General features: G+C 60.4%; 24 protein-coding genes, 1 tRNA gene, 1 other RNA gene and 1 pseudogene. 6 read left to right on the top strand and 21 right to left on the bottom strand.

The genetic code is table 11. The features are described from left to right. Window positions 1–1426, top strand: a 1426-nt coding sequence (locus tag ZBI01S_RS07895) for an HNH endonuclease family protein (protein WP_066058813.1), incomplete at its 5' end; no start/stop codon positions are given. A 23-nt stretch (window positions 1427–1449) separates the two neighbouring features. Here the strand turns inward: ZBI01S_RS07895 and ZBI01S_RS07890 are convergent. Then, window positions 1450–1656 carry a hypothetical protein gene (locus ZBI01S_RS07890; protein WP_066058810.1) on the bottom strand — a complete coding sequence of 69 codons (207 nt, stop codon included), beginning with the start codon at window positions 1654–1656 and terminating at the stop codon, window positions 1450–1452. A gap of 299 nt (window positions 1657–1955) precedes the next feature. Between ZBI01S_RS07890 and ZBI01S_RS07885 the strand changes: the two genes are divergently transcribed. Then, a tRNA-Pro gene (locus ZBI01S_RS07885) sits at window positions 1956–2029 on the top strand. Window positions 2030–2455: 426 nt separating this feature from the next. Here ZBI01S_RS07885 and ZBI01S_RS07880 read toward each other — a convergent pair. From ZBI01S_RS07880 to ZBI01S_RS07860, 5 genes are all read right to left on the bottom strand, one after another. Further along, window positions 2456–3259 (bottom strand): ABC transporter ATP-binding protein, encoded by an 804-nt coding sequence (locus ZBI01S_RS07880; RefSeq protein ID WP_066058807.1) that lies wholly within the window; start codon window positions 3257–3259, stop codon window positions 2456–2458. Between the two features lie 38 nt (window positions 3260–3297). Beyond that, window positions 3298–4398, bottom strand: a complete 1101-nt coding sequence (locus ZBI01S_RS07875) for a FecCD family ABC transporter permease (RefSeq protein WP_245610584.1) — start codon at window positions 4396–4398, stop codon at window positions 3298–3300. Continuing rightward, the gene (locus tag ZBI01S_RS07870) at window positions 4395–5354 is read right to left on the bottom strand and encodes a FecCD family ABC transporter permease (protein ID WP_245610583.1); all 960 of its coding nucleotides are present in this window, start codon (window positions 5352–5354) and stop codon (window positions 4395–4397) included. The genes ZBI01S_RS07875 and ZBI01S_RS07870 overlap by 4 nt, the downstream gene beginning before the upstream one ends. A 49-nt stretch (window positions 5355–5403) precedes the next feature. Beyond that, window positions 5404–6456: a Fe2+-enterobactin ABC transporter substrate-binding protein gene (fepB, locus tag ZBI01S_RS07865; protein WP_083524623.1), complete on the bottom strand. Its 1053-nt coding sequence runs from the start codon at window positions 6454–6456 to the stop codon at window positions 5404–5406. A gap of 149 nt (window positions 6457–6605) precedes the next feature. After that, window positions 6606–7916 carry an enterochelin esterase domain-containing protein gene (locus ZBI01S_RS07860; RefSeq protein WP_066058805.1) on the bottom strand — a complete coding sequence of 437 codons (1311 nt, stop codon included), beginning with the start codon at window positions 7914–7916 and terminating at the stop codon, window positions 6606–6608. 252 nt (window positions 7917–8168) lie between these two features. On the opposite strand from ZBI01S_RS07860, the pseudogene ZBI01S_RS10240 reads away from it, so the two are divergent. Next, window positions 8169–8639, top strand: a pseudogene (locus ZBI01S_RS10240) (BsuBI/PstI family type II restriction endonuclease); the annotation flags it as partial. Window positions 8640–8917: 278 nt separating this feature from the next. Continuing rightward, window positions 8918–10630, top strand: a complete 1713-nt coding sequence (locus ZBI01S_RS07855; RefSeq protein ID WP_110477071.1) for a class I SAM-dependent DNA methyltransferase — start codon at window positions 8918–8920, stop codon at window positions 10628–10630. Window positions 10631–10685: 55 nt separating this feature from the next. Here the strand turns inward: ZBI01S_RS07855 and ZBI01S_RS07850 are convergent, their stop codons facing one another. Beyond that, window positions 10686–11810, bottom strand: coding sequence for a cation:proton antiporter (locus ZBI01S_RS07850; protein ID WP_066058802.1), 1125 nt, complete (start codon window positions 11808–11810; stop codon window positions 10686–10688). Window positions 11811–12004: 194 nt separating this feature from the next. Then, window positions 12005–12378, bottom strand: a transfer-messenger RNA (tmRNA) gene (ssrA, locus tag ZBI01S_RS07845). A 172-nt stretch (window positions 12379–12550) separates the two neighbouring features. Between ssrA and ZBI01S_RS07840 the strand changes: the two genes are divergently transcribed. After that, the gene (locus tag ZBI01S_RS07840) at window positions 12551–14800 is read left to right on the top strand and encodes a hypothetical protein (protein WP_066058799.1); all 2250 of its coding nucleotides are present in this window, start codon (window positions 12551–12553) and stop codon (window positions 14798–14800) included. A 96-nt stretch (window positions 14801–14896) separates the two neighbouring features. Here ZBI01S_RS07840 and smpB read toward each other — a convergent pair whose 3' ends face one another. From smpB to ZBI01S_RS07780, 13 genes are all read right to left on the bottom strand, one after another. Beyond that, a complete protein-coding gene (gene smpB, locus ZBI01S_RS07835; protein ID WP_066058797.1) occupies window positions 14897–15373 on the bottom strand; it encodes an SsrA-binding protein SmpB in 477 nt (158 codons plus the stop codon). 184 nt (window positions 15374–15557) lie between these two features. Then, a complete protein-coding gene (ftsX, locus tag ZBI01S_RS07830) occupies window positions 15558–16472 on the bottom strand; it encodes a permease-like cell division protein FtsX (protein ID WP_222822380.1) in 915 nt (304 codons plus the stop codon). Continuing rightward, window positions 16472–17389 (bottom strand): cell division ATP-binding protein FtsE, encoded by a 918-nt coding sequence (ftsE, locus tag ZBI01S_RS07825; protein WP_066058795.1) that lies wholly within the window; start codon window positions 17387–17389, stop codon window positions 16472–16474. The genes ftsX and ftsE overlap by 1 nt, the downstream gene beginning before the upstream one ends. A gap of 104 nt (window positions 17390–17493) precedes the next feature. Continuing rightward, entirely contained in the window at window positions 17494–17604 is a 111-nt protein-coding gene (locus ZBI01S_RS09735) for a MetS family NSS transporter small subunit (protein ID WP_110477070.1), read from the bottom strand. Continuing rightward, window positions 17604–19235: a sodium-dependent transporter gene (locus ZBI01S_RS07820; protein WP_083524627.1), complete on the bottom strand. Its 1632-nt coding sequence runs from the start codon at window positions 19233–19235 to the stop codon at window positions 17604–17606. Before ZBI01S_RS07820 ends, ZBI01S_RS09735 begins: the two co-directional genes overlap by 1 nt. A gap of 62 nt (window positions 19236–19297) precedes the next feature. Beyond that, a complete protein-coding gene (gene prfB / locus ZBI01S_RS07815; protein WP_066058792.1) occupies window positions 19298–20413 on the bottom strand; it encodes a peptide chain release factor 2 in 1116 nt (371 codons plus the stop codon). Between the two features lie 86 nt (window positions 20414–20499). Continuing rightward, on the bottom strand, window positions 20500–20895 hold the full coding sequence (locus ZBI01S_RS07810) for a pilus assembly protein TadG-related protein (protein WP_159421460.1): 396 nt from the start codon (window positions 20893–20895) through the stop codon (window positions 20500–20502). 128 nt (window positions 20896–21023) lie between these two features. Then, entirely contained in the window at window positions 21024–21470 is a 447-nt protein-coding gene (locus tag ZBI01S_RS07805; protein ID WP_066058788.1) for a hypothetical protein, read from the bottom strand. A gap of 46 nt (window positions 21471–21516) precedes the next feature. Continuing rightward, window positions 21517–21930 carry a TadE/TadG family type IV pilus assembly protein gene (locus ZBI01S_RS07800; protein WP_245610581.1) on the bottom strand — a complete coding sequence of 138 codons (414 nt, stop codon included), beginning with the start codon at window positions 21928–21930 and terminating at the stop codon, window positions 21517–21519. A gap of 2 nt (window positions 21931–21932) precedes the next feature. Next, window positions 21933–22115, bottom strand: a complete 183-nt coding sequence (locus tag ZBI01S_RS07795; RefSeq protein ID WP_066058831.1) for a hypothetical protein — start codon at window positions 22113–22115, stop codon at window positions 21933–21935. A 153-nt stretch (window positions 22116–22268) separates the two neighbouring features. Continuing rightward, the gene (locus tag ZBI01S_RS07790) at window positions 22269–23207 is read right to left on the bottom strand and encodes a type II secretion system F family protein (protein ID WP_066058785.1); all 939 of its coding nucleotides are present in this window, start codon (window positions 23205–23207) and stop codon (window positions 22269–22271) included. Next, window positions 23204–24058: a type II secretion system F family protein gene (locus ZBI01S_RS07785; RefSeq protein WP_066058782.1), complete on the bottom strand. Its 855-nt coding sequence runs from the start codon at window positions 24056–24058 to the stop codon at window positions 23204–23206. The genes ZBI01S_RS07790 and ZBI01S_RS07785 overlap by 4 nt, the downstream gene beginning before the upstream one ends. After that, window positions 24055–25332, bottom strand: a complete 1278-nt coding sequence (locus ZBI01S_RS07780; RefSeq protein WP_066058828.1) for a TadA family conjugal transfer-associated ATPase — start codon at window positions 25330–25332, stop codon at window positions 24055–24057. The genes ZBI01S_RS07785 and ZBI01S_RS07780 overlap by 4 nt, the downstream gene beginning before the upstream one ends. Before the next feature lie 153 nt (window positions 25333–25485). Between ZBI01S_RS07780 and ZBI01S_RS07775 the strand changes: the two genes are divergently transcribed. Continuing rightward, window positions 25486–26541 carry a nitronate monooxygenase gene (locus tag ZBI01S_RS07775; protein ID WP_066058779.1) on the top strand — a complete coding sequence of 352 codons (1056 nt, stop codon included), beginning with the start codon at window positions 25486–25488 and terminating at the stop codon, window positions 26539–26541. Window positions 26542–26611: the final 70 nt, after the last annotated feature.

Genomic DNA, 26611 nt, shown 5'->3' with positions numbered 1-26611 from the left:
CACCCTTCTGCTTTCGCTTCTACGAGACCTGGCTACCGATGACGAATTGCGTAGGGACATCCACAAGCTCATTGAAGAACCGGCCGTTGGCTGGGAAGACAAGGTCGCGCGACCCCGCTTGGCGCTACGTCCACGCGACAACCAGTTCTTCTTAGAATATGTCCAACAGCAGGGCAGTACTCTCGGGTTGGTTGGACTGAGCAACAACATCCCGGAGACGGACGCCCAGCGCGGTCTGCGCGACAACGCCAAGGCACTCTACGAGGAGTTGCAGAACTTCACTCCCGAACTGCGCAAAGATCTGTTTCGCCTCATCGCACGACGAGCATTCTTGGTCATCGTCGCAACTCCTGACTTGAACAGTGCGTATCGCATTTTCTCGGTGATGAACGCTCGTGGACTGCCTTTGTCGCCCCAGGATATTTTCAAGTCCCAGATCATCGGCGCGATCCCTGAAACCCAGAAGAAGAATTATGCTGACCGGTGGGAACGTCTTGAGGAAGATCTGGGCCGCGATGAGTTCGGAGATCTGTTCCTTTACATTCGCGCGATTAAATCACGCACTCGAAGTGTCAAGAGCCTGTTGCATGAATTCCCTGAGCAAGTTCTCAACGTCTATCTGCCGGACAATGGAAGCGGCTTCATAAAGGAAGTTCTCGAGCCGTATGCCAAAGCAGACATTCGTCTGAATGCTCAAGACTTCGAAGGAGATGACCCACTTTGGGAACAGGTCAACAATTGGCTAAAACGTTTAGCTCAACTCGACAACGATGACTGGCGTCCCCCAGCTTTGTGGGCGATCACCGAGCACGGCGAAGACCCCGAATTCCTAGTCGCGTTCTTCAGCAAGCTCGAACGCCTCGCTGCCAGCATGCTCGTCCGCCGGGTCTACGCGACGCCACGACAACAGCGTTACATGGAGCTACTCAAACAGCTCGCTGATGGTCATGGTCTGGATTCGCATAGCTTCGAACTCACTGAAATTGAACGAGCAGAGACGTTGAAACGCCTCGACGGTGACATCTACTTGAATGCGCGCGTTCACAAGTATGTGTTGCTACGGCTAGACTCCGTGCTGGCTGATGACCCGGGAGCTACCTACGACCACAAGATCATCTCGGTCGAGCACGTTCTGCCCCAAACCATCAATCCCGATAGCCAGTGGGCCTCAAACTTCACTGAGGAAGATGCCACAACGTGGACCCATCGCCTCGGGAACCTACTGCTGCTCAACCGACGGAAAAACTCCAGCGCTGGAAATTACGACTTCGACGTTAAGAAAGAGAAGTACTTCAAGTCAGGGAAAGGCGTGGCGGTGTTCGCACTAACCACGCAGGTACTCGGAGAACCGGTGTGGACTCCGAGTGTTATCAACCGACGTCAGGAAGAACTTATTGAGATCTTGATTAAGGAGTGGCAACTCTAGTCACACCCTGACACCTTCCCAAGTTACTGCTTGATGGCTACTACTTGGGTGCTGCCGTCGCGGAATTGAAAGGTGACGTTGCCGTCGACGTCGACGGTGCCTTTGTCGAGCAAAGCTACGCAGAGGTATGGGCTGAAGACCAACTGTTCAAGATCAAGGTTAGCGGTCTCCTGCCTGTAGTAGTGGTAGGCGGCCAGTCGGTTGTTCTTGTTTTGGATCTCGGCGACCACGGCAGCGTGCTCAGCTAACAGCGCCTGTGCTGTTCGTGGCTAGCGTTGAACGCCTTCTCGTAGGCTTGCTGGTCTTGAGCGACTCGTGCATTGTGGGCGATCATGACGCGAAATCCGGCGCGCACGAGGGCGCGGGCGGCGGCGAAACCGATGCCTTCGGCGGCGCCGGCGCCGGTGACGATGGCTACAGGGGAAGTGCTACTTTGAATTGGCAGACTTTATCGGGGCGTGTTGGATGCGCGCAGAGCTTCGCGAAATGGGGTAAAGCTATTGGAGTTGCCCGATGCAGTTCGGGACAGCGGGCTGTGGCGCAGCTTGGTAGCGCACTTGACTGGGGGTCAAGGGGTCGCAGGTTCAGATCCTGTCACCCCGACCGAACGAAAAAAGCCGCCTGATGGCGGCTTTTTTCGTTTCGCCGGGGCTCTGTGGACACTCTCTTCGAGCATTGTGCGTGTTCGCGGGATGTGTGCGTGTTCTACCACGCGCACATCCCCGGAAGACGCACAAAGCCGTGAAGCTTGCGGCAGGGAGGTGTGTTACCTCGGTGCTTTCCAGGCTTTGTAGGTGCTGACGAGACGACAGGTGTCCTCTAGCTCCTATGTTGTCCCGGTAAGGCATGCAGAGCCGTGAAACTCCCGCAGCGAGGTACCTGACCGTAGCCAGCCGTCGGCCGGTAGAGGTGAGTGCTGGATGTTTGGTTGGGATGTGAACGATGTCGTGAGACACGGGGTTTGGAATGATGTCGTGAAACCAGACGCTCTGCTGCCCCGGGCACTGCATCCAAAAGCAAATCGATAGCTCAGTGCGTCCGCACACTATCGATTGGAATTACCAGCGGGCGACCCGAGACCGGATCTTCAATAATTCGTGAATTGATACGAAACACATCCTGCAATAAATCTTCAGTCAGCACATCCTGTACCGGCCCATCCCTCACAATCTGTCCACCGTGCATCACGATCAGGTGGTCGGCGAACCGTGCCGCCTGCGTGAGCTCGTGCAACACCAGCACGATCGTGCGGTCCTCCTCGCGGTTGAGTCGGTAGCACAGCTCCAGCACTTCGAGCTGATTCGCGATATCCAAGAATGTCGTTGGTTCATCCAGCAGCATTACCGGTGGATTCTGCGCGAGCAGCAGCGAGATCCACACGCGCTGGCGCTGTCCGCCCGAAAGCTCATCCACTGGCCGATCTACAAGCTCCAGTAGGTCGGTGGCACGCAGCGCCTTCTCTACCGCTGCCTCATCCGCTTCAGTCCACTGCTGCAGCAGGTTCTGGTGCGGGTAGCGACCACGCGCCGCGAGATCGCCAACAGTAATCCCAGCGGGCGCGATCGATTGCTGCGGCAACAGCCCGAGCTTGCGCGCGAACTCTTTCGCCGGCATCCGCTGCACATCCCGCCCATCAAGTAGCACATGTCCGTGCTTGGGGGTCAGTAGTCGCGACAACGCCCGTAGCAGTGTCGATTTGCCGCAGGCGTTGGGACCGATGATGACGGTGATCTTGCCCTCGGGAATCTCGACGTTCAGGTGTTCAGAGACCAGCCGCTCTCCATAGTTGAGCGACAAGTCGTGGCCGCGAAGGGCAGACTTTGGGGCGGCCAAAGGGGTCCTCCTGGGGTTTTCGGATGTGTGGTTGGGTGCTAGATCTGCTTCGAGCGAGTCAGCATCCACGCGAGATAGAGGCCACCGATCAGGCCGGTAACCTGGCCAATCGGCAGAGTGAAGGTCACCGGAATCGTGGCCGTGATGATATGCGCGATGATCAGCAGAAAGGCGCCCATTGCCGCCGCGCTGAACACTGAGAGCGTCTTCGATCGGGTGAGCAGGCGTGCCAGCTGCGGTGAGGACAGGGCGATGAAGGCGATGGGGCCGGCTGCGCTGGTGGCAACTGCCGCAAGCACCACGGCAAGCAACATCAGGATGCGGCGAGTCTGTTCGGCACGGATGCCGAGTTGGCTACCAATATCGTCACCCATTTCGAGCAGGGTTGCGCGCATCGCAAGACCGGAAACCAGCGGAACCACCAGCAGCGTCACTACGGCGACCGGCAGCGCCTGCGCCCACTTGACGTCATCCAGCGAACCCGAAATCCACACATTTGCGGTAAAGGCGCTATCGACGTCACCGCGGACAATCATGACCTGATTCAACGACGACATGAGTGCCCCAACACCGATTCCGACGAGCACCAGGCGAAACCCGCCAGTGACCCCGCCTTTGAGCGCGAGCAGGTAGATAGTGAGCGCGGTGCCAAGGCCACCGACGAGTGCGCCGATAGTCACCTGCACCGGCCCAGCCTGGAAGAAAACGATCTGGCTGATTGCGCCAGTGGCCGCACCCGTGGTGAGCCCGATGATGTCGGGGGAGCCGAGCGCATTGTGCGACACCGACTGGAACACGGTGCCAGAAACACCCAGCGCGGCACCGGCAGCCATCGCTGCGACCAGGCGTGGTAAGCGGATGTTTTGCACGGCAGCGTTGTGGCTGCGGGTTTCTGATAGTCCGAACATTGACGGCAGCAGGTCATCGAGCGGCACCGAAACCCGACCGAGCGTCATCGCCAACGCCGCAAGTAACAGCATCCCGACAAACAGAGTGGCTGTAACCGTGACGGTGCGGGGAGACACCACCAGGGATGCGCGACCGATTCGCAGCACACGGGCGCTTGAAAGGATGCGACTGTCGGCTGTCATGCAGTGGCCGGTGCGGGCCGCTTTGGTGGTTTTGGGTGGGGTGGTCATAGCTGTGGGATCTTTCTGCGCCGCACGATGGCGATGAACACCGGCGCGCCGATGACCGACGCCATGATCCCCACTCCGATCTCACCGGAGGGCACAACGAGTCGGCCGGCGATATCAGCAACGAGCACCACCGCGGAGGCGATGAGCGCTGTTGCGGGAATTAGTCGCCGATGTCTCAGCCCCACGAGTGCGCGGCCAATGAACGGTGCGGTGAGCCCAACGAAGCTGATCGGGCCCGCCGCCGCAGTGACGGCGCCGCACATGATGATGATTGCCGCGGTGGCGAAGCTGAGCACTACCGCCGGCTTGATGCCGAGCGAGCGACTGAGGTCGTGGCCGAGCACGCTCGCATCCAGCGCGCCTGAGATCGTGTAGGCAATCACGAATCCAGCGAGCACGGCGGCGCCGGTGGGGAGCAGCAGCTCGGTGCCACGTCCTTCGAGCGAGCCAACCGTCCAGGTGCGGAAGCGATCAAACACATCCGTATCCGAGTTGACGAGAATAATCCGGGCGCTGGCAAGTAGTGCCACGTTCACCGCGGCGCCCGCGAGCACGAGCCGCACCGGGCCGGCCCCCTGTCGCACACCGCCGAGCGCGTAAACCAGCGCGCCGGTCAACCCGGCACCTAAGAAACCGAACGCCATCGAGGCTGCCAGCGAACTGAAACCGAAGAACGCGATGGCGACCGTCACGGTGAGAGTCACACCCGAGTTCACGCCGAGCAAGCCCGGTTCAGCGAGTGGGTTCCGGGTGATAGCCTGCATGACGACGCCAGCGGCGCCGAGGCCCACTCCGACGATGATCGCGAGCGCGGTGCGCGGCATGCGAATCTCACGCACGAGCAAGTGCTTCGTGTTGCCGGGGTCGAATGCGAAGAACGCGTGCCACGCTTCGCGCGGGGAGATATCGACGGTGCCGACGATGATCGAAACTGGCAATAGTGCAATTACTATCACGCCGATTCCCAGCAACCACACGCCGGAGTGGGCGCTCGACTTGTGCTTGTTAGGCCTTGAAGTTTTCAAGGACGCCATTGACGATTTCGGTCGCAGAGAAGTAATCAATGCGGAACGAGTTCTTACCCAGACCGTAAACCTGGCCGTTCTTCACACTCGGCAGGTTGGCGAGCGTGGGGTCTTTGACGAATTTCTGTGCGCCCTCGTTGTCTTGGGCGAGGATGAATGTGGTATCTGCCTTGAGTTCGGTGAGGTTCTCGTAGCTCGCCCATACGAAGTCATTGCGCAGGTTGTCTTGGTTGTGCCACGAGGGGTCGGGGTCTTCGATCGTGAAGCCCAGTTCAGTGAGCAGCTCTGCGTGTGGTCCGCTAACACGGCCAATCTGGTTGTTCTCACCGGGGCCCTTGAACGAGACGATGTTGGTCTCGCCCTCAGGAATCTTGATCTGTTTCTTCACCTCCGCGACATGCGCGTTGAACTGATCGATCGTCGCTTGCGCTTCCTGCGTCATGCCGGTGGCCTCACCGAGCTGCAGCGTGAGGTCTTGCCAGCTTTCACCGCCATAGTCGACCACGATGGTGGGGGCGATGTCTTGGAAGTCGGCGAGGTTATCGATCGCCGAGTCGGCGCCGGTGCTCGCAACCACGATGAGGTCGGGGTCGGCAGCGATGACCGCCTCGAGGTCGACCTTGCCTGCCGACCAGAGGGTTTCGACCTTAGCGTTCGCCGCTTCGTCTGCCCACTGCGGGAAGAACTTACCATTTGCGGCGGCGCCGGAGGCCTTCACCGGGGCGCCGAACGAGAGCAGTGCACCGGTCACTGTGACGGAGGTGGAGGCGATGTTCTGGGGCTGCTCGGGGATTTCGGTGGTGGTGCCGTCGGCGTTCTGGAAGGTGTAGGGGAACTCGACCGCCGATTCGTTGGCTGCCTGCGTCGACGCGCTGGTAGTACCCTCGCCGACGTCACTACCATTGCTGCCCGCGCAACCGGTGAGTGCCAGTGCGGCCACCGCGACGCCTATGAGTGTGGCGCGCCAGCGGCCACGCTTGGCGTCGCTCGTGCCTGTGGTGGAACGCACTAGCTGTTCGAGTGAATCGTGCATTGAGTTTCCCTTCGTGAACACAACGACAACCTAGAACTTAGGTAAGCCTATCTTTACCAAAGTGCGGGTGGGTTGGTCAATGCGACGGTGTCGTTGAACGATGCCGAGCCAGGGGTCGGTGCTGGATGGTCGCGGTGATGTTGGCCTGGTCAGTGGTCGGTAAGTGCGCGTTCGATTGCATCGGGCAAGAGTGACTGCCATGCGAGCACATCGTGCCCGACCGGATACTGCTCGAAGCCGATGAGCTCGCGGCGCGCGGCCAAGACCGCCGCGGCGTGACGTACGCGCTCGACGAGGTCCCACTCATAGCTGCCGGCCTCCAGCAGCACGCGCCCTGCCGGTTCTGCAGTCGCGGCCTCTTCGAACCAACCGGGCTGTGGTTCGTGCGGCGGCGCCGCCGGCCACCAAAGTGATGGTGATTGTGCGATGGCAGTCGCAACAAGGTCAGGGTGTCGCAGCGTGCAGAGCATCGTGAAAAGTCCGCCGAGGCTCTGCCCGGCCGCGAGCCACGGGCCTGCTTGCGCCAGGGGCCCGGCTGCGTCACGGATTCTGCCCAGAAGTTCTGCCGATTCGTTGACGCTGCACGGATAGTCGAGGTGGCGCTGTCGGGGGCCGCCTGAGTCGAGATACAGCAGGTTGAGCGGCGTGAGGCTGCCGGCATGGATGCGTCGCGACAGCTCTGCGTGGATCGGGAATTGGGTGCGCCACACCTCGCCATCGCACAGCAGTAATGTCGGGCTCGAGGCGGTTGCGCGCGGATGCGACCATCGCCACAGCTGCAGGGGTTCGCCGTTGACGGCGCTCGACACATCCGCGAGGCGTTCGACGCTGGCCGAAGAATCGTGCCAGAGTGCCGTGTTGCTCGCCCGCTGTGCCCTGGCTGCGGCCAGTTGTGGCGCTTGCCCGTTGCCGAAGAGTAGCGACTTGCTCGGCAGGTGTTCGCGCGCGAACGGATCGGCCCGGGCTGCGGCGATGATTCGTCCCCGTTCTTGCTTGTTGACGCCCCGGTGTAGGCGTACCACCGGTTCGTCGGCTAGCGGCACGAAGAGGTAGCTGCCGAGCCAATCGTGGGGCAGTTCGAGAGTGAGTGTGTGGATGGGCGAGTGCTCGAGGGGTTCGAGGATGGTGTCGGCGAGATCCATCGGATCGGTCATGCGGTTGAGCTGCAAGGCGATGCCGTGAGGCGCCTCGCTAATCCAGACGAAGGTCACCAGCGAGGTGGCACTGGATGGCCCCGGTTCGATGAGCGGGGTGCCCTCTGCATGCAGTTCGCCGGTGATTGCCTGCACGGCCTCGTCGATGGTGGCCCGGTTGTTGCCTGCGGCGGCGAGGCGCGATCGCCATTGCTCAACGCGGGGAGATTGCGCGCGCGGGAGTGGCCATGGCCGCACATTGTGCGGTGGTGTTGCGGCGCGGCGTCGGGTCGACTCTTCGGTGGGCGTGAGCGAGTGGTTCGTCATAGAAGTTAGGGCAACCTAATCTAGCTTTCCGAGGTTGTGCGGCTTGATGGTTCAGGCTGGGATGCAACTCTTTCACATCGTCAGGCTACTCCCCGCGGCTACCCGATCCCGCGGGAGGCGAGATCGGGTCCCTCGCCGCCGGGGCCCGTGGGGCGGATGAGCGACGTCGTTCGTGCCGCTGCCCGTGTCTGGCCGGGTCGGATTACGATGATCCTCGCGCAGTCGTAGGCGACTCACGAGAGGCTTCCTGGGGGCAAAGAGATAACCCTTGGAGGCGGTATTCAAAACGTCCTCATTAAACGAATGATTGATGATTTCTGTGCTTACTTTGTTCAGGGTGGTGAAGTTCTTTACATCGGTGATGCGGACGAGTAACTCATGCTCTTCGACTAGGACAAGTTAGCTTCGTTGGGGGTTACTATCGATACTCATGGGCAGCTTCCCGATCTGGTCGTTTATCAGGAGTCAAAGAACTGGCTGTTCCTGATGGAGGCGGCGTCTACTCGCAGACCAGTTGATGCCAAACGTTACGGAGAGCTAACAAAGATCTTCGATGGTTGTACTGCTGGGCTTGTTTTCGTTTCATGTTTTCGGAGCCGAGAAATCATGCGGAAGTTCCTATCTGATCTCGCATGGGAAACGGAGGCGTGGTGCGCTGAAGATCCGACGCATATGATTCATCTGAACGGTGAAAAGTTTTTAGGCCCGTATGCAAATAACTGAGCTTAGATGGGTCGCCCTTCATCTCGTATTCTGGACTGCAATTCATCTAGATTTTACGTTGCGACATAGAGTCGTTGGTGCGTAGTAGCTTCCACTCATGGCAACGGACATTTTGAGCACTGTCTTCGTCAGGTGTCTTCGGCGTGAGGTTTGCCTGCGCGCGAAATCCCGACTGTTTCACTCCTCTTTGGAGGCCAGCCGGGGTAGAGACGTGCCGGACACTTAGCGGTTCGGTAGCATAATCGCCAAACGATTGCCCCAGCCAGGAATCCCAGTTCATTGCCGGTATCGACGCGATCCGATGGCACCGCTCCGCGCTGGGGTCTTGTATCCATCGTGACCAGTTGTGCGACCCTGCCTGTGGTTCGGGGAACTTCCTGACCGAAACGTACATTCAGTTGCGCAAGCTCGAAAACAAGATTCTCTCGGAATTGCAGCACTATCAAATGGCATTCGCGCTCGATGAGACACTTTCGCCGTTGAAAGTATCGCTCAGGCAATTCCACGGCATTGAGATCAACGATTTTGCGGTGAACGTCGCGACAACTGCCCTGTGGATTGCCGAGTTGCAGGCGAACGCTGAGGCACAATCAATCATTACCTCGATGATCAAAGACCTTCCGCTGCAGGACTCGGCGAACATCGTCTTAGGGAATGCTCTCACCCTCGACTGGAAAAACGTTATCGAACCTGAAGAGTGCGATTACATCATCGGCAACCCGCCGTTCTTGGGCGCCCGTAATCAGTCGAAGCAGCAAAAGGCAGAACTTCAAGCAGTCTTTCAAGGCGCAAAGAATGCTGGAAACATCGACTATGTCGCCGGGTGGTACATGAAGGCGGCTCAATTTGTCGCCAACCACCCAGTCCGTTGCGCCTTTGTTTCTACGAACTCCATCTGCCAGGGTGAGCAGGTCGCCAATGTCTGGTCGCCGATCTATGACCTTGGTGTGCGAATCGACTTCGCGCATGACACCTTCCGTTGGGTAAACGACTCCGCTGGTCAGGCCGCCGTTTTCGTCATCATCGTTGGGTTCTCGAAGCTTGGCGGCCCGAAGACGCTATTCCACTACTCCAGTGTCGACGCACACCCAGTTGTTGAGCATCCGTCACAGCTCAATGCGTACTTGAAAGACGCACCCGACGTATTCGTTTGGAACAGGCCAAAGCCGCTCTGCGATGTACCTGAAATGGGAATCGGCAACAAGCCTATTGATGGCGGGAACTACCTGTTCAGTCGCGAAGAAAAAACTGAGTTTCTTGCCAAGGAACCGTTCGCTGAAAAATACTTCAAGCGCTGGTACGGCTCGCAAGAGTTCATCAAAGGCATAGAACGCTGGGTCCTCTGGCTCGGCGACGCATCCCCCGCGGAACTCGCAAGACTCCCAGAAAGCGTTAAGAGGATCCAAGCAGTTCGCGAGTTCCGCTTGTCCAGTAAGAGCGCTCCCACCCAGAAACTTGCCGCTACCCCCGCAAGATTCCACGTGGAAAACATGCCCGAGGCAGATTCAATCCTCGTGCCTGAAGTGTCTTCAGAAACTCGCCGATATATCCCGATCGGCTTTATCACGCCAGACGCATTGGCGAGCAACCTTGTGCGGCTTGTACCGAATGCCACGCCGTACCACTTTGGCGTTCTGCAGTCACGCATCCACAATGCTTGGATGCGAACTGTAGCTGGTCGACTGAAGTCTGACTACCGCTACTCAGCCGGCGTGGTATACAACAACTTCATCTGGCCAATAGTTAGTAACCGGCAAGAAGAAGAGATTTCCCGATTGGCACAACAGATTCTCGACGCCCGTCAGCTATATCCAGATACGACCATCGCCCAGATGTATCGAGCTGACCATGACTGGATGTACCCCGAACTCACGGCGGCACACAAGAAGCTCGACGACGCAGTGGAGCGGGCCTACGGGCTCGAACCGGGGCTCGATGAAAGGGACCTCGTCGCGCATCTATTCAAGCTCTATCAGCAGGCAACTGCATAGGGCGGTAGCTCGAACGACCGCATCAGTTTCGCGCCTCGCTGTTGTCGCACATCCGCTACGAGGCCGACTTCAGCCGGGGTTTGGCGATAACCGTCGCGGCAAGTGAAATGATGGCCCCGAGCAGAATTGCTGCCGCCTCGTCCTCGCGAAACACCCCGAGCGCTCCCCCGATACTTACCGCCGCTGCAGGCACCCCAAGTTGCACACTCGTTAACAAGGCGTAGCCAAACGGCTGCCGGGTCAACACCATTGAGGCATGCAGAATCAACGCTGACACACCGAGCACCAGACCCAGCAGCAACATCTGCGGATTCGCAAATGCTGCTTTGACGTCGACGGTGGTTCCCAACCAGATAAAGAACAGCGGCCCGAAGAACCCTTCGGTTAGGCCAAAGACCTGTTTCGCCACTCGCCGCGGTTCGCCAGCAGCTGCAACGGCAACCCCAAGCATAAATCCGGCAAACATCGCAGAGATACCGAAAAGCGACGCCACCATGACCACCACAAACAGCAGTGCGAGCGAGATTCTGAGTTCCAACGCGAGTCCACGCTCTCGGGTCTCGTCGTGAATTATTTGTCGCACGCGCGAGTCCGCCGTAGTCTTCAGCACCGCGAACACTCCTACGGCAAGCAGCGTAACGACCGCGAGTCCGAGGCAGCGCACCAACGCATTTGACGGTTCGAGCGCCAACGGCAAGGCCACGATACAGGCGATGTCGGCAACCGCGATCTGCGCAACCAGCGCAAGATAGTCGTCCCGCCGTGGCACACCTTGCAGAATCGGCATCGCGACGGCCGCGGACGATGACGCCAGCAGCACCGAATACAGCCAGGCGTTGTCCGTGCCGAACAGTGCCGCGATACCGAAACCGGCAGGAACCGCCAGTACACCGATCAGGCCCGCGCGCATCCCGCCGCGCACCATTGCGTTGCCGATGCCCGGCGTACCAACGGGAACATGCGTGCCCGCAACAAACATCACCAGCGCAAAGCCGACGGTGCCCGCCATGAATGAAAGCGTGGGATCGGCCGGGTCGATCACCCCGAGCCCGCTCCTGCCAATCACGAGTCCGATCAGAATCTCGACGACAACAATGGGTATGCCCCATCGCTTCCAAAGCGAAAGCAGCGGAGCTATCAGCGCTACGACAAGCAGCAACGCAAACGAGAATGCGTTCATTCCTAAACCTTAACCGCCTCGCTCGAGCCGGGGACCCCAAGACGAAACGCGAGGTCACAACCTAGACCATAGCCACGACCTCACTGCGGCAACACGTAACAACGACGTGGACAAATTGTGGGCAAGCCGCAACGATGCAATAACAAACACCCCCGACTCCCCAGCGTTTACCTAGGCAGTCGAGGGCGTGTATCGAGTGGAGATGGGGGGAATTGAACCCCCGTCCATTACTGAGGAGCTGCGGCTTCTCCGGGTGCAGTTTGCCAGGCGTGTTACTCGGTTCCGGCCATGGGGGCAAACACCTTGGCCGACGAACCCAGCTGCAGTAAACGTCCCACGCAGCCCTGCAACACAGCTACGTAGCTAGCGTTCTAAATGACGCCAGGAACTAGATCGAACGCGTATCTAGGCTGACGGACTCGGGCTCGCTGGATTAATTAGGCAGCGAGGGCGAAGTCAGTGCGCTTGTTATTTGCACTTATTTTTGCGAGGGGCGTTAACGAGATAACCCCGCATCCTCGACCCGCTTCACGCAGTTTCACAAGCAATGTCGAAACCGATCATCCCCATGAACGCGAAAGCTTGCTCAGCTTCGCTATTGAGTTATGTACCGACCGAGTGGTCGATCTCCCAAGCATAGTGCCTAGTTCACTGCCAGCACCAGTAGCATTCAGTACTCCTTCAGGTGCATTTGCCGCCCAACACTCCCCCATCTCGCCGCCAGTCCGTATCCTGGACATATGACTTGGAACGAAGGCGGCAACACCTGGGGCCCGCAGGGACAACAGCAAAATTCGCAGAACGGTTGGCCAACTCCATTTGGCCGGCAGCACGCGGACAATCAAGACCAGTCCGAGGCTGCAGCCACGCAGGGCGAACCACCCTCGGTACCTCAACAGGATGCGATGCCGCAGGCTCCGTCGTTCGGCAACGGTTCGACCCCAGAGGCCAGCCCCTTTGCCCCCACCAACAACGACAACAACAGCATGCCGTCGGCACCAAGCTTCGGCACCGGCTCGCAGCCCGGGTTTAACCAGCCACAACCAGGACAGCCGGAACAGCCTCAGCAGTTCCAGGGCGCTCAGCCACAGTGGGGCCAGCAGCCACAGTGGAAGCAGCCACAGTGGAACCAGCCACCACAGGGCCAGCAGCCTGGCCAGGCTCCGTTCGACCAGAGCCAGTTCGGTCAGCCCCAGTTTGGCCAGGAGCAGGTTGGTCAGCCGGGCCAGCAAATGCCGCCGGTGTCTCCCCAGTGGGGCCAGCCAGCAGCATCCGAACCAACGCAGGCCTTCCCACAGGCCGACATGCCACAGCAGACCGACGCAGCAGAGCAGCCTGAACAATCCGAAACGCAGCCACCAGCACAGCCTGAGCAGAACGCCTGGGGCGCGCCGCAGGCGGAAGTTGCAGCGAGTGACGACGCTACCGGTGATTCCGCCGACAGCGACGCAGCGGGCGAGCTGAAGGACCAGACCGAAGGTACTAACGACCGGGACGAAACCGCCTCGGGTGCCGAAACTGCTGCTGCCGCGGGAGCCGCCGCATCCTGGTCGACCGCGGGCAACTGGACGAACGACGCCCCGGCCACAGACGCACAACCGACCCAGGCATTCGGATCGGGCGACCTCGCCGCAACCGCCGCATACCCGGCCGGTGGCTTCGACCACGCCACGCAGCAGGACATGCAGGCGACCCAGGCCTATCAGCCCGACTCAAGCTGGCCACAGCAGGCGAGTGAATTCGCCGATGGCACCGGGCACGAACCCGAACTCATCACTCCCCTTGGCGCCGAACAGGTTGGACCGGTAGGACCCGCAGGTCAGCAGCCGTTCCCCGCACCGGGCGGACCGCATGATCCAAACGGACTGCAGGATCCAAACGGACCGCAGGGACCGCAGGACACCAACAACGACGGCAAGAAGCAGCCGTGGCACAAGCGCAAGGCTGTGATGATTCCGCTCGTCGCCGTGATTCTGCTCGGTATCGCCGCCGCGATTGGTATCCCGTGGTTCTTGCACCAGCAGAACGTCGACAAGGGAGACAAGCTCGCCGCGCAGTTCCAGACCGACCTGCAGGAATACGAAGACATCTGGACCGCCGAGAACATCGACTCGGTGAACGCTGCCGACGTTGCCAACCTCGTTCGCAGCTCGGGTGCCACGTTCTACAACTTCGGCAAGAGCGGTCTCGCCTCGCTGCAGGACACCTGCGCCATCATGCCCGACGTGCGTGAGCGCTACAACACCCTCGCAGAGTCGAAGGCACCGGACCTGCCTGCCGAAGACGGCGCTGACGCTTCTGAGGCCTACCGTCAGGCCCAGAAGGATGCCAAGAAGCTCGAGGAGCAGCGTAAGAACGCCGAGGAGTTCCTCACCGCATCCGAGAAGTCGGTCAAGATGCAGGAAGAGTTCTGCGCGAACTACGACGTCTACACCGATGCCCTCGGCGACTTCACCAACGATCTGAAGACCACCATGCCCGACGCGATGACGCTCAAGAAGGGTGACGAGGTCAAGATCGAAGGCACCAACCTGTTCTACACCTGCGATTCCGACAGCGGTTGCCCGAACCTGTACGCCAAGGACACGCGCGAAAAGTACGCTAAGGCGCACGAAGCAACCTATGTTGACTACGCCAAGAAGATGGCAAAGAACTACAAGGAATCGTGCTTCATGAGCGACTTCCAGGCCGCATGCGACGCTGCCGCAGACGCGTATCAGAAGGCCGCCGACGCTAACCAGAAGGTCGTTGACCTGCTCATGAACAATGAGCCAACCACCGAAGCCGGCAAGCCCCTCTACCCCGACCTCCAGAAGCTGATGGAAGAAGCCATCGCCGCCGAGGAAGCTGCCGACAAGGCACTCCTCGACAAGTGGAAGGAAGTTGAGCCAGGTGTGGGCACCGAGATGGCCATGACCGGTGTCTCACTCGCTGCGTACATGGACGAAGCCCGCGACGCCGCCCTCGCTGCGGCCGACAAGGTCAAGTAGCCCACAAGCCAGAACGGGTCCGGATGCGTAACCAATCGCATCCGGACCCGTTTTCGTTGTGCAGACCAACGGTTCGCGAAGTCTGCCCGAGCTTACTTATTCGCCCAGGTGGCGTCGTGCGCTCATTGCGCGCTCAGCTTCGCGGCGATCTTGCCGCTCGCGCAGTGCGTGGCGCTTGTCGAACTCGCGCTTACCCTTCGCGATCGCGATCTCGACCTTGGCGCGGCCGTCAGAGAAATACAGTTGCAGCGGCACGATCGTATATCCACCTTCGCGGGTCTTCGCCGCAATCTTGGTGATCTCATCCCGGTGCAGCAGCAGCTTGCGCTTGCGGCGCGGCGCGTGGTTATTCCACGTGCCCTGCGAGTATTCGGGAATGTGTACGGCTTCGAGCCACATCTCACCGTTCTCGACGTGTGCGAACCCGTCGACGAGCGAAGCCCGACCCTGGCGAAGCGCCTTCACTTCGGTGCCGTAAAGCACGATGCCGGCCTCATAGGTGTCCTGGATCAGGTAATCGTGTCGGGCTTTGCGGTTCGAGGCAATCACTTTCTTGCCCTGTTCACGAGGCATTGCTGACCTCCTTTCCAAATGCTTGATGTTGATGCGCGAAGTCCCGGTGTACCGGGCACTACGCGCGGTGAATCACGTTGCACGAGCCAGCCGTACAAACAATCGTGCCGTCACGGTAGCGAGCCGTGGGATGCGTGTCCCACTCCCCGTAGCACCGGACGGCACGATCAAACTGTCTACAAGTCTAGACGCGCAAGTACCTTCGAATCGAAATGCTCGACGCGATACCCGCGAGCAGCACACCGATCACGATGATGATGGCCGAAGTGCCAATCGCGTGCGGCCAGACCGAAACCAGTTGCAGGCCGGGTCTTGAGGCCGCCAAATGGCCCTCAACGTACCAGTGCGTTGTGCCGACGACGGCGAGCGACGCCAGTACCGAGCCAACGAATCCGGCAAACACCCCTTCGAGGATGAACGGCGCCTGGATGAATCCGTTGGATGCACCGACGAGGCGCATGATTCGCAGCTCGCGGCGGCGGGAGAATACCGAGAGCCGAATCGTGGTCGCGATCAGCAGCACCGCAGCAATCAACATCACCAGGGCGACACCGAACGAGGCGAGGCTCGCACCGTTCAAGACCGAGAAGATCGAGTCCAAGAACTGTCGCTGGTCGCTAACGAGTTCAACGCCCGGCATTCCGGTCAGGGTCTGGATGATGATGTCCGAGTCTTGCGGGTTCGTGAGGTTTACCCAGAACGTCTCGTTGAGCTGTTCAGGCTTCACGAAGGTGACCATGGGGTCGTCCTTGAACTGCTCAAGGAAACGCTGGTAAGCCTCATCCTGATTCTCGAAGTACACCTCAGACACATACGGGCGCAGCGCGTCGCCGTTGAGTTCGGCCTCGACCGCATCCTTCTGTTCCTGTGTTGCCTGACCTGCCGCGCAATCGGGTGAGGTCGAGATGTCACGGCAGAAGTCAACGGCAACCTGCGCGCGGTCGTACCAATAGGTCTTCATCGACTGAATCTGGAACTGCAGCATAATCGCCGCACCAACAAACGTCAGCGACACGAAGGTAACGAGCACGACCGAAACCACCATCGAGGTGTTCCGGCGCAGGCCCTGCCACATTTCACCGAAGATGAATCCAAACACTAGCGGGCTCCCTTCGCACCGGGGCCGGCATTGCCAAGGTTCGGGTTGTCGAGGTCTTCACCGTCGTCATGGAATTCGTCGGGAAGGCGGCTCGTGGGCGAACTGACCTCTTCGATCGACACGGTCACGCCGCGGTCGGGTGCAGCAACGCGGGCCGCCATCGCCTCGGCGATGGTTTTGCGCGGTGCCGAGCCGGCGGTTTCGGGCGACTCGGGGGCTTCGTACTTGACGATCTCGGGCGTGTACACGCCGCTGGCTTCGTCGCGAACGATCGAGCCCGCATCCAGCTCGATAACGCGCTTACGCTCTTCGTCAACAATCGATACGTCGTGCGTCGCCATGACGACCGCCGTACCGTTTCGGTTGATGCGGCGCAGCACGCTCATGATCTCGCGCGAGGTCGTCGGGTCGAGGTTACCGGTGGGCTCGTCGGCTAGCAGAATTGCCGGCTTGTTCACCACGGCGCGGGCGATCGCCACACGCTGCTGTTCACCACCCGAGAGCTCGTGCGGGAAACGGCGCTGCTTGTCTACCAGGCCAACGGTCTTGAGCACCTCTGGCACCGCCTGGCGGATCTGCGCGCGGGAGCGACCGAGCACCTTGAGCGCATACGCAACGTTTTCGTACACGGTCTTGTTGGCAAGCAGACGGAAGTCCTGGAAAACCATGCCGACGTTACGGCGGTAGTACGGAACTTTTCGCGAGGAGATCTTGCTGAGGTCCTGGCCGAGCACGTTCACGTGCCCTTCGGTCGGATGGTCTTCAAGCAAGATGTGGCGCAGCACAGTTGACTTACCCGAGCCCGAAGGACCGACGAGAAAGACAAACTCGCCACGAAGAATTTCAAATGTGACGTCATCAAGTGCGGGGTACTTCTGTCCCCGGAACGTCTTGGATACGTGGTCGAATCTGATCATGACGTTCTAACGCTACGTCGCCCCCGCAGTATTGCGGGGGCGACGCGCGGAAGGGATGCGAGCATCCAGCAACCCAGCAGTTTTCGGGTTGCGGTGTTTTCGGGTTAGTTGTCCTTATCGGTACCGCGCGACATAAGACGTGCGGTAACAGCGATCAGCCCACCCCACACGCAAAATAGCGCCACGGTCATCATGATGATGGCTTCACCAGTCATTACTTGGCTCCTTCGGTTTCGGTGGATGCGTCGGCCTCGAGCGGAGCATCCGGGGTGTCTGGACGATTGACGTAGATGGCGTGAACCTCGGCGTCTTCGGCGTCCTCGTCGAAGCTGGTGTCAGCGCGCTTCGACCAGGGCAGCAGCGTGAGGATGATGGCGCCGACGACAACTGCCGCGACCATTCCCCATCCGTAAAGGCCTACGAACGCGGCGTCGTAGCCGCCGTAGCCTTCTTCCATCTTCTTGATGACGTCGTTGACGAGCATGACGGTCAGCGCGATTGGTGCGATAGCGCCAACCATGACCATCCAGACACGGCCGGTCTTGAACGAGCTGAGCTTGTCCAGGTGACGGCTGAGCACAGGCAGCTTGCGAGCGATCCACGAGACCGCGATGACTGCGACCAGCGCGCCAGCAAGGATGCCGTACTTATTGATGAACTCGTCGAAGACGTCAAGCACGTACAGACCGGTGGTGGTTGGGAACAGCAGCAGCGAAACCGTTGCCATGATCGCCACAACCGTGATGGTGGCGGCTACGCGCGAGATCGCCAGCTTGTCACGAACGGCAGCAACAACAACCTCAATGATCGAAATCATCGACGTAAAGCCCGCGAACAGCAGCGAACCGAAGAACAGCAGACCGATGATGCCGCCTGCAGGTGCTTCAGAAATGATCGTCGGGAAGGCAACGAAGGCCAGACCGATACCGGCGTCGGCAACTTCGTTGACGCCAGTGCCACTGGCGTTAGCCATGAAGCCCAGCGCCGCGAACACACCGATACCCGCGAGGATTTCGAAGCTCGAGTTGGCGAAACCAACAACGAGACCCGAACCGGTGAGGTCGGTCTTGCGCTTGAGGTACGACGCGTAGGTGACCATGATGCCGAAGCCGACCGACAGCGAGAAGAAGATCTGTCCCACGGCAGCAGTCCACACCATCGGGTCACCGAGTGCCGACCAGTTCGGGGTGAACAGTGCGTTGAGGCCGTCGGTTGCGCCTGGCAGCAGCAGTGCCTGCACCACCATGGCGATGAACATGACGAGCAGCAGCGGCATGAAGATCAGGTTTGCGCGGGCAATACCCTTGTTGACACCGAGCACGAGAACAACGAAGACGACGACCCAAACCAGCAGCTGCGGCCAGAAAACGCCGCCAACAAAGTCGAAGCCGACCTCAACCTTGTCGCTCAGTTGCAGGAACTCGCCGAAGAAGAACCCGTTCGGGTCTTCGCCCCAAGCCTGGTTCGCCGAGAAGATGAAGTACATCGCAGCCCACGCCACAATCACCGCGTAATAGATACCGATGATGAAGCACACGAGCGTCTGCCACCATCCGAGGGACTCCATCCACCGCGAAATGCGCGCAAACGACAGCGGCACCGAACCGCGGTAGCGCTGACCGATCGCGTAGTCGAGGAAGAGCAGCGGAATACCGGCGCCGATAAGGGCGCACAGGTACGGGATGATGAACGCGCCGCCACCGTTCTCGTAGGCCACGTATGGGAAACGCCAGATGTTTCCGAGGCCTACTGCCGAACCGATAGCAGCGAGGATGAACACGTTTCGGGATGAGAAGTTCTCGATTCCCTTTTTTTGCGCCGTTGGCGCGGAAGTAGTTTCGCTCACGACTTCCAAATTCCTTCGCACGTAGTTGGACGCTGCCGAAGGCTTCCGGTAGCGGTGCAGCGTTACGAAGTGGCGTTCTGGTTGGTCTTGCGCCAACGAATACCGGCGGCGATAAAGCCGTCAATATCGCCGTCGAACATTTTGTCCGGATTGCCTGTCTCGTAACCGCTGCGCAGATCCTTCACCATCTTGAAGGGGGCCAGTACGTAGGAACGCATCTGGTTGCCCCAACTCGCAGTGATGTTGCCAGCAAGTTCTTTCTTCTTGGCTTCATCTTCGGCTTGCTGCTGTAGCAACAGTCTCGACTGCAGCACTCGCATCGCTGCGGCGCGGTTCTGGATCTGAGATTTTTCGTTTTGACAAGACACAACAATTCCGGTGGGAATGTGCGTAATGCGTACGGCGGAATCGGTGGTGTTTACCGATTGTCCGCCGGGCCCGGACGAACGGAATACGTCAATGCGTATGTCGTTATCCGGAATATCAATATGGTCAGTTTGCTCGATTAGCGGCACAACTTCAACTGCAGCGAAGCTTGTTTCGCGAGATCCTGCCGAATTGAACGGGCTCATGCGCACCAAGCGGTGCGTGCCAGCCTCGGTAGACAGCGTACCGAATGCGTAGGGCTGGTCGACTTGGATCGTCGCCGACTTGACGCCAGCCTGCTCGGCATATGACGTATCGAGCACCGATACCGGGTAGTCGTGCTGCTCTGCCCAGCGGGTGTACATGCGCAGCAGCATTTCGGCGAAGTCGGCCGCATCAACGCCGCCGGCACCCGCACGAATTGTCATGACCGCGGGGCGGGCATCGTACTCGCCGTCGAGCAGGGTCTGCACTTCGAGGTCTTCGATCACCTTGGTGATCTGCTTGAGTTCTTGCTGCGCTTCGGCGGCCGAGTCCTCGTCTTCGGCTTCATTTGCGAGTTCGACGAGCACTTCGAGGTCGTCGAGGCGCTGTTCGATGGCACCGAGCTTCTTGAGATCGGCCTGCGCGTGCGAGAGCGCGCTGGTGACTTTCTGGGCTGCATCCGGGTCGTCCCAAAGGTCTGGTGCGGATGCGGCGACCTCGAGTTCGTCGACGCGCGCCTGTAGCGCCGCCGGGTCGAGCACTTCGCTGACGCTGGCAAACGTTGCGCGCAGCTGAGCGATTTCATTGCTGATATCGAGGTTGATCATGATCTGCCTAGCTTACCGTGGCCGTTCAGCCGGTTCCCGGCACCCTATTCGAGTGGTGTCATCTGTTTGGCGCGGTATCGCCCGGCCTAGTTGAACTGCACCCGTGCTGATGCGTTGACCGTGATCTCGAAACCGTGTGGCAGTACTCCGGATGCGATCGGCAGGTCCCAGAGGCCGGTGACGGTAACGTGCACCCGCCCGTGTTCGACCGTGACCGCATCCGCCCGTGCGCCGTGCTTTGCGAACTGCTCGACATAGTGCGTCGCGATTAGCCGCGCCTGTTCGCTATCGAGCGTGGCGCGAGGCACTTGCCCGGCAACAAACTCGACTTGGTCGAGATCGAACGAGTCTGCGGCGGCAAGGGCTGCCGCATCCGCAATCGAGAACAGTTGTTTGCGTGTGACGTAGGCGTCGGCGCTGGCACCGATGGTGAACGCGACGAGCAGCGCAATCGCCACGAAGCCCAGCAGCAACGGGAGCATACTGCCGCGTGCTTCGCGCAGCCGCGATCGGATTCGGGAACCGAGCGTTCCCAGATACTGGCCATGCGTTGGCTGTGATTTGGCGAAGCGCGGCAGCCTGTGTTGCTGGCGTGGATCAACCGCGGGCATCAGCTCGCTCCCCCGAGTTCCGCCTCGTGCGCCTTGCTCTGGGCGCTGCGCGGAAATGTCGCCGATGACTCGACCGGAATTTGCCCAAGCGCATCACCAAACGGCAGGAACGGCAGCGATTGCGTGACGCGAACAGTGACCGTGAGCTCGGCTCCGAGCACATGACAGTTGGGGTCAGGTGCGCATTCGATGTGGATTGCCGCAGCCTGCGGATCCAAGCCGTGGTTCGCGAGCGCACCCTCGATATGCAGTTGCGCAAGTGCTTGTGCCTCCGCCGACTCGAAGTCGGCGCTGAGCACGCGCGCGCTATTTCGAGCGGCGAGCTCGGTGGCCAGCATTGATTGTTCGAGCGAGGTCAGCAGCACCATGCCATAGGCGATTGGGCACAGCAGTACGACGCCGAGTCCGAGAAACTCGATGGATGCGCTCCCCCGTTCGCGTGCCAAGATTCTGCGGATCGTACGGTCGCGACCGCACGCCAACTGCCATTTGCTATTCCACTGGCGCAATCGCATCCACCTCTAAAACGTCGGGCAACCCGAGTGTGCCAACGAGCGGCAACGGCGCCCGAACCGTAACCCGAGCGATGTCATCAGCTACCTGCACGTGCACCTCACCGGCGTAATTGTTGGCGATCGCCGCATCGATGAGCTCCCTGGTACGTTCCTCGGCATCAGCCGGTGTCGCGTCGCGAAGACCAGCAATACGCGCTCCCTCGGCAGCCGCATCGATGAGTGTCGTGCGAATGTGCAGCGCGAATCCCACCTGCAGGACCGCACAAAACAGCGCCGTCAGCAGCGCCGCAACGAGGGTCCACTCGACGGTGCTCGCACCACGATCGCACCGCATCCGTTGCGGCAGCCGCAGCCAATATCGCTGCAATCGAGTGGCGACCGAGGTGCTCATCACTAGAAGTTGCCGGTGACCCGGTTGACTGCGTCTTCGAAGACGCCTGCAAGCAGCGGTCCCGCGAGCGCCCAGATCAGGATGACGAGCCCTGCCGACATTGCGGCGATGAGGACCCATCCGGGTACATCTCCTCGTTCTTCTTGAAGGATGCGGCGGTTCGCGAACGCGTAGACGTTGCTGATGACGGTAGCGATGAGGGTGGTGACGGTCTGGATGAATGTGGGCACGGTGGATGATCTTTCGGTGTCAGTGGGTGGGGTTGGCATGTGGCTGGCGTTGGACTACTGGAGTATTGGAACTGCAGCGTTGTTGGCCGCACGCTGGGTGCGATGGCGTCAAAACGTGCTGGTGAGGACGAAGAACGAGGGGTAAATCGCGAACAGTACGGTGACGGGCAGGATGAGCAGTACGAGTGGGAACATCATCCGGATTTCGTTTCGTCCGGCTTGTTCAAGCAGGGCACGCTTTTCGAGTACGCGCGCGTCGGCGGCCTGGGCTTGGAGCACTTCGGCAAGGGGCGCGCCGCGTTCCATGGCGGTGATGATGTGGTCGCAGGTTCGCTGGAGCGGGAGGTAGCCGAGTTCGTTCGAGAAGGTTCGCAGTGCCGTTGCGGTTGGTACTCCGGTTTGGATGCTGCGAATTACCGCGGCGAATTCCCGGGCCAGCTCGCTGTGTTCGAGGTCACCGATGCGTTTCATAGCGTCGAATACGCTTTCACCGGCCGCGAGCGCAAGGGTCATGAATTCGAGGACGGTAGGAAACTCGCTGGTGATTCGGCGCATGCGTTTGGCGGCTCGCGTGCGAAGTAGGAGTTCTCTGGCACCGACTCCGGAGATTCCGAATGCGATTGGGGCAAGCACCAGCACGTTCCATGCGCTTGGGGTGCGGCTTACCACTAGGCAGGCGATCACGAGCCCCATGCCGGCACCGCCCACCGCCCAAGCGGCTTGTTGCATGCGGAACTGCTCGACCGGTTGCCAGCTGCCCGCTTGCCGAAGTCGCATGCGAATCGCAGTTTCACCGCCAACGACGCTGACGAGCAGGCGTTGGATGCGGGCAATGAGTGGCTGGATGAGGGTGCCCGCGAATGGGAGCGGTTCGGCGCTGGTTCGGTTGTGGTGTTGGCGTGCGTTCTCGCTGATGTCGATGACGTGTGGGGCAAGTTTGTCGACCAGGCGTGGCTTGGCAAGCTGCGGTAGGCACGTAAGGCAGGTCCATAGGCCGATGCCGAGCACTGTACCGAGGACGAGCAGTTGACCAAACAGCACGCTCATGCGAACCACCGCCCTTCTTCTGGCAGTTTGCCGAGTTGCAGCATGAGCCGGTAGGCGACGACGGTGACGATGGCGCCGCCGATGATGACCGCACTACCGGTTGGCGTGTTGTAGGCGGTTGCGGCTTCGGGTCGGGTGGTGAGCAGCAGGAGCACGATCCATGGGGCAATCACACCCAAGCGAGCGGCGTTGACCACCCAGCCCTGACGAGCTTCGACTTCGTGGCGCACGTGTTGTGCTTCGCGCAGGTGCGCACCGAATGTCCGCAGAATGGGGACGAGTTGTGTACCGCCGACTTGGTTGGCCATTTCTAGGGTTGCCAGCAGTCGGTCGGCGGCGGGGTCGGCGAGTATGTCTTTGGCGGCGCGGGATGCGGTGCGAAATGATCCGGTAGCGCGATACGTCGTGGTGAAGGCGGCGAAACCGGGCCGGACGGCTTCGGGACCGGTCTGCGCAAGGCTCGCGAGTGCATCCGGCAGCCCCATACCGGATCGCACGGCGGCGACGAGCTGGTCGATGAGGTCTGGCCAAATTGCCCGTAATTGTTGGGCGCGACGGTGCACTCGCTGACGGAGTATGAGCGTTGGCGCGATGAGACCGATCAGGCCGGTGAGCAGGCCGATGATGCCGAGCCCGGTGAGCGCGAGCCCGAGACCGGCGCTGATGAGTCCGCTGAGCAGACTCATGGTCACGAACCCGGTCACTGAAGTGTTTGGAAGTTGGGCTCGCTGAAGCAGTTCGCGGATTCCGGCGAGGTTGATACCGACGGTGGCGCTGGTAGGCCAGATCCAGACGCTGCAGATACTGGCAACGCCCGCTCCGGCGCATAGCGCGATGGCGAGCGCGATCATCGGATTGCTCGCTGTTCGTGGTGCGGGCGGTATTCGCTGTCGGCGTGTGGGGTGTCTTCTTGGTCGTGTGTGAGTCGGTGGGGTCTCGGACCTTGGTGGATGAGTTCTCCGCGTTTTCGAGCAAAGACCGTCTGTGTTTCGATCACACCGCCATGCACGCTGCCGGTTGGGGCAATGATCTCGAGCACTTGCCGGTGTCCGTTCCGATCGCGGCCAAGGTGCACCACGAGGTCGACCGCCGACGCCACCGTGGGCACCACGAATCCCGCATCGATATTGCGGCCTGCCAAGAGCGGCAGCGTGCAGAGCTTCATGAGCGCGTCGCGGGCGGAATTGGCGTGGATTGAACACATGCCGGGCAGGCCCGAGTTCAGGGCGATGAGCAGCTCAAGCGCTTCGGCCTCGCGTACTTCGCCGACGACCAGGCGATCGGGCCGCATCCGCAATGCTTCTTTCACCAGCCGGCGCAGGGAAATCTCACCGGTACCTTCGAGGGATGGCTGCCGGCACTGCATGGCCACAATGTCGCGGGCGACCACATCAAGTTCAAAGGTCTCTTCGACGGTGACGATGCGTTCCGATGCGCCCACTGCCGCCAACAGGGCCCCGATCATGGTGGTCTTTCCGGTGTGGGTGGCACCCGAAACGATGATGTTGCACCGGGCATGAACCGCTTCGTGCAAGAACGTCGCAGCTTCTGTGGTGAGTGCGCCGTGTTCAACAAGGGCACCGAGGTCACGGATGCGGCGGGCAAATTTACGGATATTGATGGCCGGGTACTTCCGCGAAATATCGGGAATCACCACGTGTAGGCGCGAACCGTCAGGAAGCGATGCGTCTACGAACGGGCTCGATACGTCGATGCGACGCCCGGTGTGTTGCAGCATTCGGTCGACAAGTGCACGGAGCTGTTCGGCAGGAATCACGGTATCGGTCAATTCAGTGACACCGTTTCGTGCGACGAACAGTCGGCTCGGCGCGTTGATCCAGATCTCTTCGATCGTGGGGTCATCGAGGTATTGCTGCAGTGGGCCGAGACCTGCCACTTGGTCGAGCACATCGTTGACGGTCTGCTGCTCGGCCGCGTCTATACCAGCGGGGCTGTCCGCATCCGCCGCAGCATGGCCCATGCCGTGCTGGTCGTAGTACGCGCGCACCTCTTGTCGCACGAGCTGCTGCGTTTCGGGGCTCGTGCGAGATATAGCCAGCGTTTCGGTACGCGCTCTGCTGCGGATGCGCTCGGCGATGGTGTTGGCGACGGTCACGGGCGGCATCATGCCCTACCCGCACAACTTCGACCATGAGTTATCCACAGGACGACAAACGTTCACGAGCATTTGCAATCGGCAACGCGGTTTCTCGCCGAGTTCTGTCCCAACCGCACGTCGGCACCCGCCGCATGCAATCGCTTCCCTACTCTGGAAGACATGTTTTCGTGCAACGACCTGGCACTGCCCATCCTTGGCGCCCCCATGGCGGGTGGCCCGACAACACCTGCCCTGGTCGTGGCTGTCAGCGAAGCTGGCGGTCTCGGGATGCTCGCGGGCGGATATCTGACCGCAGACGAGTTTGCGCAGCGTATTGCCGAGGTACAGGCACTCACCAATGCCCCGTTTGGCGTGAATGTATTTGTGCCCGAGGCAACCGCGAGCGATCCCGCGGCCGTGGCGAGCTATCGCGAAGTGTTGGCGCCGCTTGCGAATACGCTCAATACGAGCCTGCCAGCGGTCACCGACGCCTCAGATGACGATTACCTCGCCAAACTCGATGCCATTGTCGATGCCAAACCCGCGCTGGTCTCATTCGCGTTCGGTAACCCTCATGCCGAAGTATTGCAGCGGATGCACCGAAACGGCATCGCGACCGCCGTCACCGTAACCTCACCCGAAGAAGCCCTCGAGGCCTTGGCAAACGAGCCGACGCTGCTGATTGTGCAGGGTGCGAGTGCGGGCGGTCACCGCAGCGTGCACGACCAGTCGAGGGAGCCAAACGACCTCGACGCGATTGATTTGCTGCCGCAGCTCATGGCGCTGGCTGCAGAGACGGACACTGAACTTGTTGCGGCCGGCGGCATCGACTCCCCCGCTGCCGCGCGAACACTGCTCAAGTCCGGGGCCGCTGCAGTGCAGATCGGCACGCTATTGCTCACGGCGACCGAAGCAGGCACCAAACCGGCCCATCGCGCGGCGCTACTGGCCGCATCCCGCGACACGGTCGTGACTCGCGCGTTCAGTGGCCGTGCGGCACGGGCACTGCGCAACACGTTCATCGATCGAATGGATGCGCATGCCCCGGCTGCTTACCCGCAGGTGAATGCGCTGGTCGCCCCGATCAAGGCCGCAGCTGCCGACGACCCCGAATTGCAAAACCTCTGGGCAGGCACCGGTTACCGCGCTTGCCGCGCCCGAACCACGGCGGCTATCCTCGCACCGTTCATTACTGAGCTCACTGCAGCGCCGGACACCGAACAAGACGACCGCTAGCGCCGCGCCGACTCCTCCGGCAAATAGGGCGGAGAAGTTGTGGGCAAACCGGCCTACACCCGAACACAAC

Source organism: [Zimmermannella] bifida NBRC 103089 (assembly GCF_001570925.1).
Classification (GTDB): domain Bacteria; phylum Actinomycetota; class Actinomycetes; order Actinomycetales; family Microbacteriaceae; genus Gulosibacter; species Gulosibacter bifidus.
This window is presented reverse-complemented; position numbering and strand designations above follow the sequence as displayed.